This window comes from Gilliamella sp. B3801 (assembly GCF_026536645.1).
GTDB lineage: Bacteria > Pseudomonadota > Gammaproteobacteria > Enterobacterales > Orbaceae > Gilliamella > Gilliamella apicola_I.
On record NZ_JAFNNR010000012.1, the window covers coordinates 14,285 to 34,036 of the forward strand.

Consider the following 19,752-nt stretch of genomic DNA (forward strand, 5'->3'; position numbering starts at 1 on the left):
TTTCAATGAATATACTGCTTAGCTAAAGATTAATTTTAGCGGATTAAATCGACTTCAAGCCTAATAGCTGAGCAACATGTTGATGTTCTGAACAGGTTAACTTTTTGGGTGAATGATTAAAAATAATCTGCCCTTCATCGACAACTAAACATCGTGAAAAATAGTACAATGATTCATCCAGATAATGGGACACCATCATTAATGTTAATTCAAATTCTTCACAGATTTGGTTAACTAATTCAAGCATTTCAAAACGTAATGATTGATCCAGCGCTGAAAAAGGCTCATCTAAAAGTAAAATCGGACGATGTTGAATTAGACACCGCGCTAAAGCAACCCGTTGACGTTGACCACCCGATAATTGTTCAGGATAACGTTGATTAAATCCTGTTAATCCAACTTTTTCTAAAATATCATCAATAATTTGCATTTGTGAAATATTCAGTTTTAAAGAAGGTTTTAATCCTAAAGCGATATTATCTTGAACCGTTAAATGGTCAAACAAATTATTATGTTGAAACAACATAGATACCGGGCGTTTTCCGGGAGTGACATTCGTCATATCTTGATCATCGAGTATTATTTTTCCTGAATCAGGTGAAATAAAACCGGCGATTAAACTCAATAATGAACTTTTACCCGCACCACTTGGCCCAACAATGACGACCCGTTCTTTTGCGGCAATACCAAAATTAAAAAACATTTTAAAATTATCATAATGATAATTAATATGATTGAGTGTGATCATCATCCACCAAAACCAATAAACTAAAAGAGATAATTAATAATATTGCCGCTGTGACACTACCATCTTGATAATGATAATGTGATAGCTGCTCATAGAGGTAATAAGGCAATGTGATGACTGACTGCCCACCAAATAGTGCGATAATGCCAAAATCCCCTAAAGATAAGATAGCCGAAAAAACAAAACTTTTTAACATTAATTTGTTTAACGCTTTATATTCAATCAAATAAAAATGGTTAACCCCGTCAATGCAAAGGGATTGGCTTAATAGCCAATAACGCTTAGTGACATCGAACATGGGGGTAGCCAGACTTTTAATGACAAAAGGTAATGCCATTAAAGCATTACACAATATTAATAAAATGCAGATAAACCAAGTATTACCTGCATACTGATAAAATAATATAAACAGTCCTGACGCTAAAATCATGCTGGGAATCGCTAAAATTAACGAACTGGCTAACATTAATCGATTACTCCACGTTACCTTTTGATAAATGAGCAATCGACTATTTGTCCAAAGAATAAATAGTGCCATTAACAGGGTTACGATGGCTGACCCCAATGCAATGAAAAGTGAAAACAGGGTTGCATGTTGAAAGGTTGGCGTAAACAGTGACAAACGGAAAAAATAAACACCATCAATCACGATATTTATCAAAGGAAGTAAAATAAATAATCCCCCCATAATAATCACGATTGAACTTAGCAAGGCAGCCAAGCCAGAAACAGGAAAACGGTAGTTTTGCTTTATAAAGCGCATTGTGACTTGTTTATTATTATTAAACTTTTGCATTATTCCCATAAAACCTACACAACAAAGCAATTGCAATAAGGAAAGCAAAACCGCTTGAATAAAATCAAAATCACGAATGGATTGATAAATTGCTACTTCAATGGTGGTATATTTGGGGCCACCGCCTAAAGCCAATACAATCGCAAAACTTGAAAAACAGAGCATAAAAATCAGCGAAGCCATAGGCAATATTTGCCGACGAAGATGTGGCCATTCAACCAATCGAAAAAAAGTGTAACCAGAAAAATTCAATTGAGCGGCTAGCTGTTTCTGTTCAACAGGCACACTCATCAGCGTACGGTAAAATAGACAACAAGCATAAGGAAAATTCAAAAATACGTGTGCTAATAAAATTCCTTGTAATCCATAAATTGACCATGAAAATGGCAAGCCGATATATCCAACAAAGATTGACAGTAATCCCTGTTGCCCATAAACGGATAAAAGCCCTGTCACAACAACCAGTGCAGGTAAAATAAACGTCACCGGCATTATTCGCAACAATAGACCTTTACCCCAAAACTCAACCATGGATAAAGCTTTTGCCATTAATATAGCCAAGAAAATAGAAAGACATGTTGATAGTGTGGCTTGATAAACAGTTATCCACAAAATATGTAATAAATAGCTGTCAATATAACTGTTTATCTCACCTGAAGTTATTGCGTAATAACCAATGGATAATAATGCACTACCCAGTACAACCATTATGCTACTGGAGGCAAGAATACCCGGTATTAACGTTCTAAAATTCAACATGTTAATGTCTATAATTACTTACTGATCGCTGATTGCCACTCACGAATCCAAGCTTTTTGTCCTTTTTCAACTTGCTCAGATCCAAATTCTAACGCCTTAGTGACAGGCTTTATTTGCTGATAAGCCTCAGGTAATGTCGTTTGAATTATCGGGTACATCACATTCTTTTCAGCAATCTGACGTTGTACTTCAGGTCTGAGTAAATACTGTAAAAACTGACGTGCTAACTCAGGTTGCTGACTGTATTTGATTATACCTGCTACTTCAACCTGACGGTAATGTCCTTCATCAAAAATGGCTGCCTCATAGCGAGGATCATTTTTCATAATATGAGCAATCGGCGATGTACTGTAGCTTAAAACAAAATCAGCTTCGCCTTTCAAAAACATACCATAAGATTCACTCCAGCCTTTGGTGACGGTTACTGTATTTTTAGCGATCTTTTTCCATACATTGGCAGCATCATCGCCATAGATATTTTTGATCCAAAACAGTAGACCTAGTCCTGGCGTACTGGTTCTTGGGTCTTGATAAATAATTCGCCAATTGCCTTTATTATCAACAAGTTGTTGCATACTATGGGGAGGATTTTTGATTTTATCTTTGTTATAAATAAAAGCAAAATAACCAAAATCATAAGGAAGAAAATCATTATCCCACCAATCAGTGTTAAGATTATCAGGTTTAATGATTTGATGAGGAATAACAATATTGGCTAACTTAGCTTGCTGTAAAATGTTATTGTCTAAGCCTAAAATAACATCGGCATTGGTCTTTTTCCCTTCGAGCCGGATCCGATTTAAAATAGATACACCATCCCCTAACGAAATGATATCCAACTGACAATCACACTCCGCTTCAAAACCTTGCTTAATGGCCTCACCTGGGCCCCACTCAGACATAAAAGAATTGTAACTATAAACGGTTAAAGTTGGCTTAGCATTGGCAGTATCAATCAAGAAAAAAGCTGAAAAAACAAAAAACAAAAGAAGATTCTTACGAAACATTTTGTCTCCAAAATAGTAAATAAAAGACAAAAGGTTTGAGCAGACACAATAACTCAAATCCCTCCGCTGGCATGATCCAGTTCAGGTTCGACGGGTTATGTTAACCAACATTCTCAGCCATTTGGGCACCCCGTTGAGAACGATAAATAGTTTAGTGTTTACCTCATTAATTGTAAACAGTTGTAATTGCGATAGCATGAATAATAACAAGCAAGTTTAATCACTGTTAAGGTAAAAAGGTAACGAATTAATGCTCCAAAATTAGATAATTTTAAAGCGATTTTAATTGTCTCTTATTATGATTATTACCTAAGTTTAATCACTGTTTAACGGATTGAGTATTCAAGAAATCTAAATAAAAATAAGTTATTAATTAAAAAAATAGTAGATGTTACTCAATTGCTTTGTATATAATAAAAACGTCAGTTATTTGATTTTTATTAAAGGATTAATTATGTCTCAATCTTTCAAGAGCCCTCGCTGGATGCGTGATTTAAATCGCTATCTAAATTCAAAACCTCAATTCGTTTTATCTGGAAACATTCATGATCGACAACAATCGAAAATTGATACTGAAACCATCATTTCCGAAACATTAGTCTTGTCGATTTATCGAATATTAAAAAATGCAAAATTTAATCACGTCTTATTGTGGAATTCAGATGTTGGATTCGAAGAAATTCAAACACCAGACTTACCCGCAATTAAAAGCGATACGTTGTTTAAACGCCTAAGATTAAATGCTGTTCCCAAAAAAGATTCCGCAAAAATAAATCATTTAAGTAACACGTTAGATCAACTAGTCAACTATGATCAACAGCCTGTTGCGTTGATAATTGATTATGAATCACATTTGTCTAAAAATCGTCATAATATGAGTTTTAGTGAGCATCAACTTTTTGCGCGTTCTTTAGCACTTTCACAACTTGAATACCCAAAACCTAAAGGTTCAAACGATCGATTATTTATAAATACCATTATTTGGCTAGTTGAAAAAGAAAGTAATTTACCCGATTGGTTACTCATTAATAACCCTAAGATTCGTCATATTCCTGTGACAGCATCCAGTTAAGCAATCCGTAAAAATATAAATGATGAATAACTAGAGTAGCTCGTTTTTTAAAAGATCATCGCACAAAGCCGGTTTACTTAAGAGGTCATAATGAATTCAAAATAGATTGATATTGATTTAATATAGATAACTTAAAAATCAATAAGAATTTTCGGGCTTTTTTTGAATTGTATATTTAACAAAATAATAGATGCCATTTGCTAACCCAAATCGGGCTAAAATGCGTGTTTTCTATCGACTGTATTAAAATTAGTCTTTATAAATAATCATTGTCATTCTACAATTCAATATAAATAAAAATGATAAAAATAACATCAACATTGAGTTGAATATAAGGAATACAAAATGGAGTTAGAGCGTCACTGTGGTCATTGCCAAACTGAACGATTCGATAATGAAATACTAAGTAAGCAAATGATCGATGATAAAACATATCATTATGACCTATTATCCGTTTCACTCAAAAATTCTATTGATACAAAACCATTAAAAAAATTTCAATTGATTAGTGAAACTATGCCTATTAAAGAGCATAAATCTAAACTAGGGTTATGGCAATTATCTATACGCGCCAATAATGTTCGCTTACGTGCATCAAATTTACAAATCAAATTGGATGAAAACCGACTAAAAACACTTCAAGTAGCCTGTTCTAAAAACCAATTAATGGTAATGTGGACTAAACGCTCATCTTGCTTTCCTGATGCCAATAATCTTGGATTATTATCATTAATGGAACGTAACAATATTAGTGAAGATGATCTAATCATTTTACTCAGTGCACAAGAAGATCAATTTAAAACGGCGAATAACGTCATCAATGAATGTAAACAATTAGCCAATGATTATAATATTGATATTTTAAGCGATGAAGAGTTAGCAAATTATTTTAAGCAACCTAGATTAAGACTATATCAACTATTGGATGAGCGAATAGAAGGATTTGCCGAACTGGGTCATGAAGAGCTTGATCAGTGGACACAGCAGTATCGTTTTGAAAAACGTATACCATTTTGTCGGCTCTTGGTTTTATTGAGCATTCCTAATGAACATTGGATTAAACCGCCATTAAAAAAATACTCATCTCGAATTATCGATTTCTTTCATAAAAAAGTATCAATGAGTATCTTGCAAGGCCCGTTAGTTAGGATGAACCTAGGTCGTTTTACACCACGTATTGATCTTAACTTATTAGGAACCGCATCTTTACCGTCAAATAAACTACTTGATCATATTCTTGCTCGACAACCTCGTCAGCAACAAATCGATATTAAAGCCGTATTCGAAACGAATGAACTTCTTGAAATTAAATTACGCAACTTATTTCGGACAACCACTATTTATCAACGGGATACGGGCATTGACAGTCTTTATATGGGCTTTCCTTTTTTAGTTTATCAAGAAACCAGTGGCAATCGGTTACCCAGAATAGCACCGTTATTACTTTGGCCCATAAAAATGAATGACGATATGGCATCAATGAAACGACTTACACTCGCCTTTGATCGTCAACGAGAAGAAATAAGAATTAATCCCGCACTTAAAGGGATTTTGGGCAAAACACTTTTTAATCAATGGAAACATGTTTTTGATGACTTATTATTACGTTCAACGTTAAATACCCTTGAGGTTATGAATGAATTAAAGTCGTTAGGACAAATTTTGTCGAGTCAAATCGATGATTTACCAACATCGTTTGAACCAGAAAAAGGTAAAATCTACTTTGCTTGTTCCGCTGTGTTATTTGATGCCAACTTTATAGGACAATCAATTGGTGAAGAACTCAGTCAATTAAAAAAACTCGACTACGACAACACAGCACTTGAAACCGCTCTAAAACTGAAATCCAATTCTCAAATCGATGATCAAATTGAAAAACCAGACGTACAAAATTGTTTTTTTTCGGTTGCCAGTGACCCAAGCCAAGAAAACGCTGTTTTACAAGCACGATTAGCGCCCGGTTTGTTAATTGAAGGCCCACCAGGAACCGGAAAAAGTCAAACCATTGTAAATATGGTTGGCGACGCAATTGGACGCCATAAAACGGTACTGATTGTTTGTCAGAAAAAAGCGGCCCTTGAAGTTGTTCATAAGCGTTTAACTGCCGAAGGCCTTGATACGCGCAGTATAATGATTAACGATATTAATGCTGATCGCTCCAAATTGATTAATAGTATTCGTCAACAGCTTGATTTGCTGGACAAAAACCTGCCTTCAGATAACTACATTAAAGCGCGCATCAAACTGGCAAAAACAGTAACAAAACTGGAAGCACAGCTCGATCAATATGATGAGGCATTATATACTCAACAGACCCACTTTGGTTTAAGTTATCGGGAGTTAATCGCTGATTTAATCACGATTGCCAACAATCCACCCAAATTAACCGTACCGGAATTAGGCAAAGTATTTCAGAATCTTGATGTCAAACAACTATCAATGATTAAAAATCAGTGTTCACCCTTACTTTCACTGTGGTTACCGGCAAAATTTGAACATAGTCCATTATCAGAATTAACAGAATTTTCAAATGATCCAATTACGATAAATTTATTTAATCAATCACTGACTCAATTTATTCAAGTTGAACACGTTAGAACAGCAAATCTTGATAACCAACCTATCCAATTTGATGTTGATGATCCCCTCCCTCATCAACAGTGGCTTAAAAAAGAGAGTGAAGCTTTTTTAAATATCACGGAAAATCTTCGGGAGCGGCTATTAAAATGGTTACCCTTGTTCAAAATTCAAAATATCCAAACAGGTAATTTAGAAGGTGATAGACTCATCAATGGGTTAAAATTTTTGCAAAATCAGCTATCTTATTTAAACTCAGAGGCTTGGTGCCACCTGTCTCAAAAATTTTGTTATTTAGAGCCAAAGATACTAGAAGATTTACTGAGTAAAGCAAGAAAACTCATAACCCCTAATGCTTGGTACAAATGCCTGAGTTTGCAACGCTATTTAGCAAAAAAAGGACTTTTTAACTTTTTAGCTATGCACGGTGAGGAAGCAAACATTAACCGCATTCCAATGCTTTATGAGTCGCTATTATTGGAGTCTGAATATCGGCCAATTCGCAAAACGTTACTGAGTATCTTTGTTGATTTGCAATTACCTCAACACAATTTAACGCTTAATCTTGATACCACTCAATACTTGATCGAGGAAACATTATCGGAACTTGAAGAAGTCAAAGCATGGGCTGATAAAATTCACCAAGCACCTTATAGTCAGTATGTGGAGCAATCATTATTGAAAAGTAGCGACGCTTTTCAAGATTTAATTAATGAATACGAAGCGGCCTTTGTTCGTTATCAATATCGTCAAGATTCAGAACAACATTTATCCTTGCTCAATCAATTTTTAAATGAAAACCTGTATCAAAACTGTTTACAGGCGATTGTTAAAAGTCAACCAACACCTTCAACTATTGACGCTATTTACCATGTTTTACCTTCATTAAAAGCGTATCAATCATTTCGTAAAGAAGCGATTCAATTATCTGAAACTGCACTTGAAGTATTGGCAAAACTAAGACCTTTTGAATCCGAACTAGCCTTATTAAGCCCAGAAAACCAACAATATCAATTTAGACAACTATTGGATTATGAAGCTAAAACGATTTGGAAATTGTACATCGAACAAGAAAACCCGATATTACAGATTGATCAGCAAGTTATCAATCAAACCATTGAACAGCTAAAATCTAACGACGAACAGCTGCATCAACTGAATAAACAGTTACTACTTAATAATATAAAATGTAATCAGATAGCTGATCCCAAAAGGTGGGAAGGAATAACAAGGCTAACAGGTCAACGCGCCAAACGATTACGTGAATTCATCGAGCAAGGTATACCGCTTGGATTAATGTTCTTAAGACCAATTTGGTTAATGAATCCCGACACCGCAAGTCGCTTATTGCCATTAAAAGCGGGATTATTTGATTTGGTCATCTATGACGAAGCCTCACAAATGCCCATTGAATACGCTATACCTACTCTTTATCGGGGCAAAATTGCCATAGTCAGTGGTGATGACAAACAGATGCCACCCACTACATTTTTTGGCGTACAAACAGACGCTGACATAGTCGAAGAGGCTGATGATGATACTATTCAAGCACTATCACAAGAAGTTAACGAAAATCCTCTACTCAATCGTTGGAATTTAAAAGAAATTATGGATTGTCCGGATTTATTACAACTTTCTCGCACTGTGTTGCCAACAACTTATTTACAAATTCATTACCGTTCCGCTTATCGTGAGCTGATTAACTATTCCAATACCGCTTTTTACCATAGCCAACTAAACGTACCTGTCAGACATTCAGCTAATATCATTAAGCAAATCAAACCACTTGAATATATTTGGGTAAATGGTCTATATGAAGATCAACGCAATTATAGTGAAGCAATAAAAGTTGTTGAAATGGTCGATAACATTTGGAAAAAAGATGCGACTCATCGTCCATCCATAGGCGTTGTAACCTTTAACAAAAAGCAGGCAGATTTGATTGAAAAGTGTTTTTATGAAAAAGCCAATTTAGATAAAAAATTTTCAGACATTTTTGAACAAGAAAATCAACGATTCGATCAGGGTGAAGATGTATCAATTTTTATCAAAAATGTTGAAAATGTGCAGGGCGATGAACGTGATGTTATCATCTTTTCAACGACATTTGGTCGTAATAAACAAGGTATTTTCAGGCGAAATTTTGGCATACTAGGGCAACAAGGTGGCGAAAGGCGCTTAAATGTAGCAATCACCCGAGCTCGCCAAAAAGTCATTTTGATCTCCTCAATGCCTATTGAAGATGTTTCTGATGCGCTAGCCAATAAACGTGCTCCAACCTCCCCTCGTGATTACCTACAATACTATTTAGCTTATTCTAAAGCATTATCTGAAGGTAATTTTACTTTTGCTGAATTATTACTTAACCTGATCGAACAGGCACATAAGCAATCTGATTTGCCAATACCAACACAACACGATGACGGACTGCTTGACGATGTAGAAACTTTTATTCGTTCGCTCAATTTATCCTATAGCCGCCACTCAGGCTGTGGCGTATTTACATTAGATTTTACTATTGAAGATCCGAGCACTAAACTTTATTGTATCGGCATTGAGTGCGATGCGCCAATTCACCCGTTATTATCCAATGCACGATATAGAAACATTTGGCGACAATCGGTATTATCTAGAACCATTCCGCATATATTTCGCCTATCTTCACGTAACTGGTATGAAAATAATGATCATGAAAAGCAACGACTACAACATTATATTGAAAATATATTGGGAACAAAGATCAAGCACACACTCAACGACTAGAATGTCAATCAAATTTTGACTCTGTTTATCACCAAATTGATCGATTAACATCGGTCATTTTTGTCAATCATGCTTTTGATTGAAAAATACCCTAATAGGAAATCAAAACCCTGTTAAACTAAAGTAAACGACATCATCTGAGCCGTGACAAGTGTTTACTTTATCGGTATTATATTGGGCATTTATGATAATTGATTAGGTTTAGTGTGAATATTCAACAATTACTAACTCAACGTGTTTCGCAAGCAATGATAATGGCCGGTGCTGATAATAACTGTGATGCCTTAATTAAACAATCAGCTAAAGTACAATTTGGCGATTATCAAGCTAATGGCATCATGGCAACCGCCAAAAAACTAGGAATGCCACCAAGAGCGTTGGCAGAAAAGGTTTTACAACATCTAGATATTGATGACATTGCCGAAAAAGTCGAAATTGCTGGCCCCGGTTTTATTAACATCTTTTTAAAAAATAGTTGGATTGCTCAACAAAATGAAGTTGCACTGAGTAGCGATAAACTGAATATTACCTTACCTGCAAAAGCACAAACGATTGTTGTAGACTACTCAGCACCGAATGTTGCCAAAGAGATGCATGTCGGTCATTTACGTTCAACAATCATCGGGGATGCCACTGTACGAGTTTTAACTTTTCTTGGTCATAATGTTATCCGTGCTAACCATGTCGGTGACTGGGGAACACAATTTGGGATGCTCATTGCTTATCTGGAAAAAATGCAAAATGAACATGCAAATGATATGCAACTATCCGATCTGGAATCGTTTTATCGAGCAGCCAAAAAACATTACGATGAAGACGAAGTTTTTGCTGAAAAAGCACGTAATTATGTTGTAAAACTGCAAGGTGGTGATGAATATTGTCGTGAAATGTGGCGAAAATTGGTCGATATTACCATGACGCAAAATATTGCGACTTACAAACGGTTAAATGTCACACTTTCCGTTGAAGACACCATGGGCGAAAGCATTTATAACAAAATGTTACCCGGCATTGTGGCAGACTTAAAACATAAAAAATTAGCGGTAGAAAGCGAAGGTGCAATCGTTGTATTTTTAGATGAATACAAAAATAAAGAAGGCGAACCAATGGGCGTGATTATTCAAAAACGCGACGGCGGTTACCTTTATGCAACAACCGATATCGCCTGTGCCAAATATCGTTATGAAACACTACATGCCGATCGCATACTTTATTATACCGACTCACGTCAGCATCAGCATTTAGAACAAGTTTGGACAATTGTACATAAAGCCAAATATGTGCCTGATTCTTTAAAACTCGAACACCATATGTTTGGTATGATGTTAGGAAAAGACGGTAAACCGTTTAAAACACGATCAGGTGATACGGTTAAATTAAATGATCTTTTAGATGAAGCGACCGAACGGGCAAAAGTCTTAATTCAAAGTAAAAATCCAGAACTCACTGAACAAGAGTTAGCCCAAGTCGTCGATGCCGTTGCAATTGGTGCGGTTAAATACGCTGATCTTTCTAAAAATCGTACCACTGATTATGTTTTTGATTGGGACAATATGCTCTCTTTTGAAGGTAATACGGCACCCTACTTACAATATGCTTATACTCGTGTGTTATCGGTATTTAGAAAATCCAATATTTCAGAAGATGACTTATCGGGAAGTATTATTTTAGAAACAGAAAAAGAACGCGCATTAGCCACTCGACTAATTCAATTTGATGAAACTATTTCAGTGTTAGCAAATGAAGGAACGCCTCACGTGCTTTGTGCTTATCTTTATGACATTGCAACGCTTTTTTCAAGTTTTTACGAAAACTGCCCTATTTTAACAGCTGAAAATGAAAACCTAAAATTAAGTCGCTTAAAACTGGCTTCTTTGACAGCTAAAACACTGAAAGTAGGATTAGATATGTTAGGCATAAAAACCGTTGAAAAAATGTAATTTCAACAGAATAGATGCCTGATGTTATAACGCCATTCATCACTTTATTAAATCGGTTGTCAACAAAAGTTTTGGCAACCGATTGACCTGATTAAACTGCTCCAAACTTTATCCCATCCGCGTTATTAATATAATATTTCTTGACCAATTTTCTTTCTCACACAATTTGGTTAATCGCTTGTTCGGTTTAATCTTATAACACAGGTTTCACAATACAAATTTCGAGTTTTTCGCAATGCTCTTTAGCAAATGCGGCGAATTCAATAAAATGTGGTGTATGATTGTGCAAATCAATTGCTTGTTTCGAAGCCCATGTTTCAATGACGACATAAACATCGGGATCATCGATGCTTTGATTAAGTTCATAACGAATACATCCCGCTTCTTTACGGCTTGCTTCAACAAGTTTTTTAAAAAGCGTTTGAAAAGCGGCATGATTTTCTGACTTGATTTTTAGCGTAGCAACAATATTTAACTGGCTCATAATAACCTCTTATCTTAGGCAAACTTTATCAACTTTATACTAACATAGGTTGTTTTAACATCAATAAAAAAGCATTATGGAAAATCTCATTTTTTTGACAATCGCTTATTGATAAAAATTAATCCGTTATCCTAATCATGTTACCCAAAATAAAACCAAAATTGTTAATGACCATCAAATGATGACAAGAAAATCTAAAAAATAATACTTTAACCATATCATTTATTTGCATATTTTCACTGTTATAATGCTTGATATTAATCAAGATAGGTTTAGAATTTCTGCTACTAAATAACCTGCTAGAGTCTTTAAACTATGAAGCCATGTGAATCAACAATCCAGATTTTAAACATTGTTGGTTCTATTTTTAATCCTCCTTTATGGAGGATTTTTTTTAGCTGTTATTTTTGAATTTTTAAACCAACTTTAGGTAATTTATTTGTAGAGGCATATTATGACAGACAACAAAAAGATGTTATTAACCAGTCGAGATCAAAGTTTAAAAGCATTTTTAATGAACAAAATCAAGCAAAATGGCGGTTGGGTTAATGCACATATGCACGCTGATCGTGCTTTTACAATTACCGTTGACAGTTTTGATGTGTACCAAAAACAGACATTGATTGAAAAATGGGATACGTTAGACAAAGTCAAAGCCGCCATGACCGAAGAAGACTATTATCGTCATTTTAGTATGGCTGTTGAACGAATGATTGAACAAGGTGTTAGTGCCATGGGATCATTTGTGGATATTGACCCTATCGCTGAAGAACGTGCAATCAAAGGCGCATTACGAGCACGAGAAACCTATAAAAACGATATCACCATTAAACTGGTGAATCAGACCTTAAAAGGCGTGATTGATAAAGAGGCTCGCTATTGGTTTGATAAAGGTGCCGATCTTGTCGATATTATTGGTGGCTTACCTCGCCGTGATGAACGTGATCATGGTGAAGGTATGGGACTTAAACATCTGGATGTATTAATGCAAACGGGCAAATCTTTAGGCAAAATGGTGCATGTTCATGTAGATCAATTTAATTCATCCGATGAGATAGAAACAGAGCAATTAACAGATAAAACCTTAGAACATTCAATGCATGGTCGTGTAGTGGCAATTCATAGTATTTCAATTACTGCCCATAGCTTAGAATATCGTCAAAAATTATACCAAAAAATGAAAGAAGCCCAAATGATGGTGATTGCCTGTCCGTTTGCGTGGATTGACAGTCCAAGGCGTGAAGAACAAGGCCCAACCCGTAACTCCTTAACCCCTGTCGATGAATTAGCCGCCGCTGGAATTCCTGTTGCGATTGGTACCGATAATGTCAGTGATTATATGCTCCCCTTTTCAACGGGTAATATGTGGGAAGAGCTAAAACTGCTTGTAACCGGATGTCGATATACCGATTTAGATAATGTGGTTAACGTCGCCACTCGGAATGGACGTAAAGTGCTGGGACTTGAGTAATTAACGCAAAACGTTATAAACCAAGTTTTTAAAGCAAACTATTCCCTTTAAAGATTAAAAATCCCAACAACGCTGAGATTGTTGGGATTTTTACTATTACTGAACAGCGTCAATGATTAACGACGCTTTAATATTGATAAAAAATTAAGATCCAGCTCGATAATTTGGTGGCTCTTTGGTTATTAGCACATCGTGAACATGGCTTTCTTTCATACCGGCACCGGTTATTCGATAAAATTTAGATTGAGTCCGTAACTCATCGATAGTGGCACAGCCAGTTAATCCCATACAAGAACGTAATCCTCCCATTTGTTGGTGAATGATTTCTTTTAATGGGCCTTTATAGGCAATACGGCCTTCAATACCTTCAGGAACTAATTTATCAGCGGCATTATCAGATTGGAAATAACGATCAGATGAACCTTTCGCCATTGCGCCAAGTGATCCCATACCTCGATAAGATTTATAAGCTCGACCTTGATATAATTCGATTTCACCAGGGGCTTCTTCTGTTCCAGCAAACATTGAGCCAACCATAACACATGATGCACCTGCGGCAATGGCTTTAGCAATGTCACCCGAAAAACGAATACCACCATCAGCAATAACAGGGATATTATGTCGTTGAGCCATTTCAACTGCATCCATAATGGCACTAATTTGTGGCACACCAACACCTGTCACAATACGCGTAGTACAGATAGAGCCTGGACCAATACCGACTTTAACTGCATTTACCCCTGCATCGATTAATGCTTTTGCACCTTCCGCAGTAGCAATATTCCCCCCAATAATTTGTAATTCCGGATACGCCTGCCTTGTCTGACGAATCCGCTCTAATACACCTTCTGAATGTCCATGAGATGAGTCAATCAATAAAACATCAACACCTGCTTCAACCAATGCCGCAATCCGTTCTTCATTGCCTGCACCAGCGCCCACCGCTGCCCCTACGCGCAAACGCCCTTTTTCATCTTTGCAAGCATGTGGTTTTTGTTCTGCTTTATTGTAGTCCTTAACCGTTATCATTCCTTTAAGGTGAAATTTGGAATCAACAACTAACACTTTTTCAACACGGTGTTCATGCATTTTTTTCAGCACAATTTCACGTTGTTCGCCCTCTTTTACCGTAACAAGTCGTTCTTTTGGTGTCATGACTGCCGTTACCGGTAACGATAAATCAGTCGCAAAACGAACATCTCGAGCGGTAATAATCCCGACTAACTCTTGAGATTGAGTAACCACAGGGAAACCGGCAAAACCATATTCTTTAGCAAGTTCGATAACATCTCGAATCGTGGCAGTAGGTAAAACGGTCACGGGATCTTGGACGATACCGCTTTCATGCTTTTTCACCCTTTTTACATGGTTAGCCTGAGCTTCGATTGACATATTTTTATGGATAAAACCAATTCCGCCTTCTTGCGCAAGGGCGATGGCTAAATCGGATTCAGTCACCGTATCCATTGCAGCTGACAGCATCGGAATATTGAGTTTAATTGTTTGGGTTAGCTGAGTAGAAATAACCGCAGTGTTGGGTAATACCGTGGAGTGGGCAGGAACTAATAACACATCATCAAATGTAAGTGCTTCTTTAACTATACGAGACATGACAATATTCACCATTGAGTTGAATTGTTGATAAAATATTGCCGATGTATTCTACTGACTTTTGCGATAAAAGACCAGCGGTATTTTGATTCTTGAAATAGTTTGAACAGTTATCCTTCTTATTATTTCATCAAAAATAATTATATCTCATACAAACTAACCTTATAAAAAAAGATTAATGATCAAACAGCCGATTAATCCACTGACAGATATCACTGTTTCGAGTAAAGACCATGATTTCAATGTTTCGGTAATGCTCAGATTAAAATATTCTTTAAATAACCAAAAGCCAGGATCATTTACATGCGAAAAAACGACACTACCCGCACCCGTTGCAATAACCATTAATTCTGGGCTAACACCCGTTGAAGCAATTAATGGGAAAACAATCCCACCTGCCGTTAGTGCTGCAACCGTTGCCGACCCTAAGGCTAATCTTAATAAGGCTGCAATTAGCCACGCCATAACAATGGGGGAAATAGTCGATCCATACATTATCTGTTCGATATAAACTTTCACGCCACTATCGACAAGAACTTGTTTAAATGCCCCACCACCACCAATAATCAATAACATCATTGCAATAATTTTAATTGAATCAACTAAGCTAGCATTGATGTCTGACATGCTACGGCCACGCAATAAACCAAAAGTGAATATGGCTATTAATACTGATATCAGCGTTGCAATGACTGGATCCCCAAAAAATTCAACATAGGGTAGCAACCAATGCCCATTATTTAACGTCATTTCACTTATGGCTCGGATTGACATTAATATAACTGGAATCAATGCGGTAATAAGACTGACACGAAAACTAGGCATCTGCTGTTCAGTAAATGTTTTAGTATTATATAAGCCTTCTTCAACAGGATGATTAATCGCACGAATAAAAGGTAATTTAGTTAAAATAGGCCCAGCTAGTATGACGGATGGAATACCTATAATTGTGCCATAAAGTAAGGTTTTTCCCATATCGGCTTTAAATATTTGTGCAATCGCTGTTGGTCCAGGATGAGGCGGTAAAAAACCATGTGTAACCGACAAAGCCGCCGCCATGGGAATACCAATATATAGCGGAGAGATACCTAAGGTTGCTGCTATAGTTAAAATTAAGGGTAACAATAAAACGAAACCAACCTCATAAAACAGAGCAAATCCAACAATAAATCCCGTAAGCGTCACTGCCCATTGAATCTTTTTATCGCCGAAAGTGGCAATGAGCGTTGTTGCTATCCGCTGTGCACCTCCACAATCGGCGAGTAATTTGCCTAACATTGCGCCAAATCCCATAATTAATGCTAAGCTGCCAAGCGTGCCACCGACACCATTTTTAATTGATTTGATGACCTCCATAACGGGCATCCCTTCCAGAACACCGACACTAAGTGCCACCAAAATTAATGCGATAAAACCATTAACTCGTAAAGGTAACATGAGAATCAATAACATCAAGACACCAAAAGCAATAATGATTAATGGCATAATCAACTCCTCTTAATCAACAACATCCAATCTGGTTAAATTGACACAGCTAGACTTAAATACTTTAAACATAATTAGTAAATTGCAAATCAATTAAGATTTGAACACATCGCATTTTATGGGTAAGTACGAATAAATTAACAATAAGTATTTACCCACATAGTATCGATATATGTGGGAATGTTAGAGGAAAATTTACACTATTTATTAGAAATGAGAATAAGATCACACTTTTAAATTTAAACTTCTTTTTGCGCCATTAAAATATAATTTACATCCACATTGTGACCTAATTTGAATTGATTTTTTAAAAGATGATATTCCATACCAATAATGCCTTTAACCGCTAATTTAGATTGCTCAACTAAGTCCATTAATTCTGAAGGTCGAATAAAGCGATTAAAATCATGTGTTCCTTTTGGGACAAGCCGAGCAATGTATTCAGCACCATAAATAAGTAATAACTTTGCTTTGGTATTTCGATTGATTGTCGATAAGAATAGTTTGCCACTGGGTTTTAGCAACTTAGCACAAGCATTAATGATGGAGAATGGATCGGGGACATGCTCTAATAACTCCATACAAGTAATCACATCATAATATTCTGATCGTTCTTCTGCATGCGCTTCAACGGTTTGTTTTTCGTAATCGATAGAAAGACCATTTTGCTCTGCATGCATTTTAGCAACGTTTAAAGACTCATCCGCCAGATCGATAGCGGTCACTTGCGCACCAAGTTTAGCAAGGCTTTCTGATAAGATGCCACCACCACACCCGACATCTAACACCTTTTTGCCAGTAAGAGATTCGCATTGCTGCAATATATAATCAACACGTAATGGATTAATGATATGTAAAGGTTTACATTGACCATTTGGATCCCACCATTGTGCGGCTAATTGTGAGAATTTATTTATTTCGTTAATATCGATATTTTGTGACATGCTGGCGTTTTTAAAGTGTAAAAAATGGGTTTTACTATATGCTAACTCCAATCAATTATCAATAAAATAGCTTACACTGCCCGCTTTTTATTAACAAAAAAATCCACTTAGTTTAAGCGTTCAAATGATATACTTTTTACCAATAAAAAATAGACAATTAATTTAATTCATAAAAACGGTATAAATATAATATAAGGAAGACAAATTATGATAATCGCGCTAAGAACAACTCGACCTAGTTTAATAAAAATAATGGATATACCAATTATAGGCAGTTTTATCATGTTTATTTTTGCACTGATTCCAATGTTTATTTTAATGATAACCGATGGTGCTTTTGGATACAGTTATCAAGATCTCCAAACAAATATAATATATTTTATAGTAGGCGTTTATAACTTCATTTTAGCCTTCTTTTTTGGTATCAGTATTTGGATTATGATATTACCTTCCTGGTTACTTTTTAACCTTATCGGTATATTGAAACTCATCGGTTGGATCTAATAATAATCGAATCATTTGATTCATTTCAATGATTGACGCCAATTCTAGTTAAATTTTTAAACAATATTGTCAATGACTGTAATGATTTCTTGTGAATAGTTTGATTTCATGGCATGATTTAAAGTTTTAATTAAGACATAATTTTACTAAACGCAAATTAAACTATTTATTAAGAATCAAAGGAAAATTCATGAGTACAGGTACTATGAAGAAAAGTCATTCCCAATGGAGCTCACGCATGGGATTCATGCTAGCAGCAGCTGGCTCTGCTGTGGGTTTAGGTAATATTTGGAAATTTCCCTATATGGCGGGTGAAATGGGTGGTTCAGCATTTGTGCTCACCTATTTACTCTTTATGTTTATCATAGGGCTACCTATCCTTGTTTTAGAATGGTTGATCGGGCGCCGAGGGCAAAAAAATCCGATTCATACCATGCAAGATGTGGCCGTTTCTGAAGGTCGTTCAAAATTATGGGGCTGGGTAGGGATAATTGGGGTACTTGGTTCATTCTTAATTCTCTCCTTTTATAGTGTGATTGGTGGCTGGGCAACAGATTACATCGTTCTAGCAGCGCAAGGCACATTTGAAGGTGCGAATGGTGGAATAACTGAAAATCTCTTTACTAATTTTCTGGGCGATGTAAATAGTTTATTAATCTGGCATACAGTATTTATGTTTGCAACGGCCTTTATTGTCGCTCTCGGCGTTGGAGCTGGCTTGGAACGTGGCTGTAAGATTATGATGCCTGGTTTAGGTATATTACTCTTAGTGCTGGTTGGGTATGCCGCATATGCCAGCGGTTCTTCTTTCTGGAAGGCTTGTGATTTCTTATTTACACCTAACTGGTCTGCCTTAAATGGCACGGCGATATTAGCTGCTTTAGGTCACGCATTTTTCAGTCTATCTTTAGGTATGGGAATTATGATGGCATACGGCTCGTATTTAGGGAAAGATGTCAATCTACTCTCAACAGCCCGAACAGTGGTCATTTTGGATGTGATTGTGGCGGTTTTATCAGGATTAGCAATATTCCCGCTTGTTTTTGCTAATGATTTACAACCGGGTTCTGGCCCTGGTCTCATCTTTGTGACACTACCAATTGCATTCGGCAATATGGCTGGCGGTTCAATTTTAGGCATATTATTCTTTATATTCTTAACGTTTGCTGCATTAACCTCGTCAATCTCATTATTAGAACCGACTGTAGAGTTACTCGAAGAAAAAACCCATATGGGACGCAAAACGGCAACCATTGTCACCAGTATTATTATTTGGGCTTTAGGTATTGCTTGTATTCTTTCATTTAATAAATGGGCAGATGTCACATTATTTGGTAAAAATATTTTTGATTTACTTGATTACTTAACCAGTAAAATCATGTTGCCAGTAACCGGTTTAGGTACCATTATTTTTGCTGCATGGATGATGAATCAAAAACGAATTCGTGAAGAACTTAATCTAAACGCTTTCTGGTTTAACATTTGGACAATCTTAACCCGTTTTATTATTCCAGTGGCAATTGTTGCTATTCTTGTTTTTGGATTTTTTCCAGAAGGGAAATAGTTAATTATCATCTGCAAAGCCTTGATA

At 36.1% G+C, this 19,752-nt stretch carries 13 protein-coding genes and 1 riboswitch; of the genes, 6 read left to right on the forward strand and 7 right to left on the reverse strand.

Annotated elements, in window-relative coordinates:
• Positions 1 to 43: 43 nt before the first annotated feature.
• Genes thiQ through thiB form a run of 3 tightly spaced genes read right to left on the reverse strand, consistent with a single transcriptional unit; the run spans position 44 to position 3,310 of the window.
• Positions 44 to 703 carry a thiamine ABC transporter ATP-binding protein gene (gene thiQ, locus J3U14_RS10270; protein ID WP_267352174.1) on the reverse strand — a complete coding sequence of 220 codons (660 nt, stop codon included), beginning with the start codon at positions 701 to 703 and terminating at the stop codon, positions 44 to 46.
• Between the two features lie 22 nt (positions 704 to 725).
• Positions 726 to 2,303, reverse strand: coding sequence for a thiamine/thiamine pyrophosphate ABC transporter permease (gene thiP / locus J3U14_RS10275; protein ID WP_267352175.1), 1,578 nt, complete (start codon positions 2,301 to 2,303; stop codon positions 726 to 728).
• Positions 2,304 to 2,317: 14 nt separating this feature from the next.
• Positions 2,318 to 3,310, reverse strand: a complete 993-nt coding sequence (gene thiB, locus J3U14_RS10280) for a thiamine ABC transporter substrate binding subunit (RefSeq protein WP_267352176.1) — start codon at positions 3,308 to 3,310, stop codon at positions 2,318 to 2,320.
• Between the two features lie 40 nt (positions 3,311 to 3,350).
• A riboswitch (TPP riboswitch) is annotated at positions 3,351 to 3,453 on the reverse strand.
• A 311-nt stretch (positions 3,454 to 3,764) separates the two neighbouring features.
• Between thiB and J3U14_RS10285 the strand changes: the two genes are divergently transcribed.
• From J3U14_RS10285 to argS, 3 genes are all read left to right on the forward strand, one after another.
• Positions 3,765 to 4,382: a hypothetical protein gene (locus J3U14_RS10285; protein ID WP_267352177.1), complete on the forward strand. Its 618-nt coding sequence runs from the start codon at positions 3,765 to 3,767 to the stop codon at positions 4,380 to 4,382.
• A 345-nt stretch (positions 4,383 to 4,727) separates the two neighbouring features.
• A complete protein-coding gene (locus J3U14_RS10290) occupies positions 4,728 to 9,722 on the forward strand; it encodes an AAA domain-containing protein (RefSeq protein WP_267352178.1) in 4,995 nt (1,664 codons plus the stop codon).
• Positions 9,723 to 9,928: 206 nt separating this feature from the next.
• Entirely contained in the window at positions 9,929 to 11,662 is a 1,734-nt protein-coding gene (gene argS / locus J3U14_RS10295; RefSeq protein WP_267352179.1) for an arginine--tRNA ligase, read from the forward strand.
• 193 nt (positions 11,663 to 11,855) lie between these two features.
• Here argS and J3U14_RS10300 read toward each other — a convergent pair whose 3' ends face one another.
• Positions 11,856 to 12,146, reverse strand: coding sequence for a putative quinol monooxygenase (locus tag J3U14_RS10300; protein ID WP_267352180.1), 291 nt, complete (start codon positions 12,144 to 12,146; stop codon positions 11,856 to 11,858).
• A 454-nt stretch (positions 12,147 to 12,600) separates the two neighbouring features.
• Between J3U14_RS10300 and J3U14_RS10305 the strand changes: the two genes are divergently transcribed.
• A complete protein-coding gene (locus J3U14_RS10305) occupies positions 12,601 to 13,617 on the forward strand; it encodes an amidohydrolase family protein (protein WP_267352181.1) in 1,017 nt (338 codons plus the stop codon).
• Between the two features lie 144 nt (positions 13,618 to 13,761).
• On the opposite strand, the gene guaB is transcribed toward J3U14_RS10305, so the two are convergent.
• The 3 genes from guaB to ubiG form a co-directional block, all read right to left on the reverse strand.
• Positions 13,762 to 15,228 carry an IMP dehydrogenase gene (gene guaB, locus J3U14_RS10310; RefSeq protein ID WP_220215297.1) on the reverse strand — a complete coding sequence of 489 codons (1,467 nt, stop codon included), beginning with the start codon at positions 15,226 to 15,228 and terminating at the stop codon, positions 13,762 to 13,764.
• Between the two features lie 162 nt (positions 15,229 to 15,390).
• Positions 15,391 to 16,713, reverse strand: coding sequence for a gluconate transporter (gene gntT, locus J3U14_RS10315; protein ID WP_267352182.1), 1,323 nt, complete (start codon positions 16,711 to 16,713; stop codon positions 15,391 to 15,393).
• Positions 16,714 to 16,952: 239 nt separating this feature from the next.
• Entirely contained in the window at positions 16,953 to 17,657 is a 705-nt protein-coding gene (ubiG, locus tag J3U14_RS10320; protein WP_267352183.1) for a bifunctional 2-polyprenyl-6-hydroxyphenol methylase/3-demethylubiquinol 3-O-methyltransferase UbiG, read from the reverse strand.
• A gap of 207 nt (positions 17,658 to 17,864) precedes the next feature.
• Between ubiG and J3U14_RS10325 the strand changes: the two genes are divergently transcribed.
• A complete protein-coding gene (locus tag J3U14_RS10325; RefSeq protein ID WP_267369671.1) occupies positions 17,865 to 18,161 on the forward strand; it encodes a hypothetical protein in 297 nt (98 codons plus the stop codon).
• 190 nt (positions 18,162 to 18,351) lie between these two features.
• Entirely contained in the window at positions 18,352 to 19,725 is a 1,374-nt protein-coding gene (locus tag J3U14_RS10330; protein ID WP_220215301.1) for a sodium-dependent transporter, read from the forward strand.
• Positions 19,726 to 19,752: the final 27 nt, after the last annotated feature.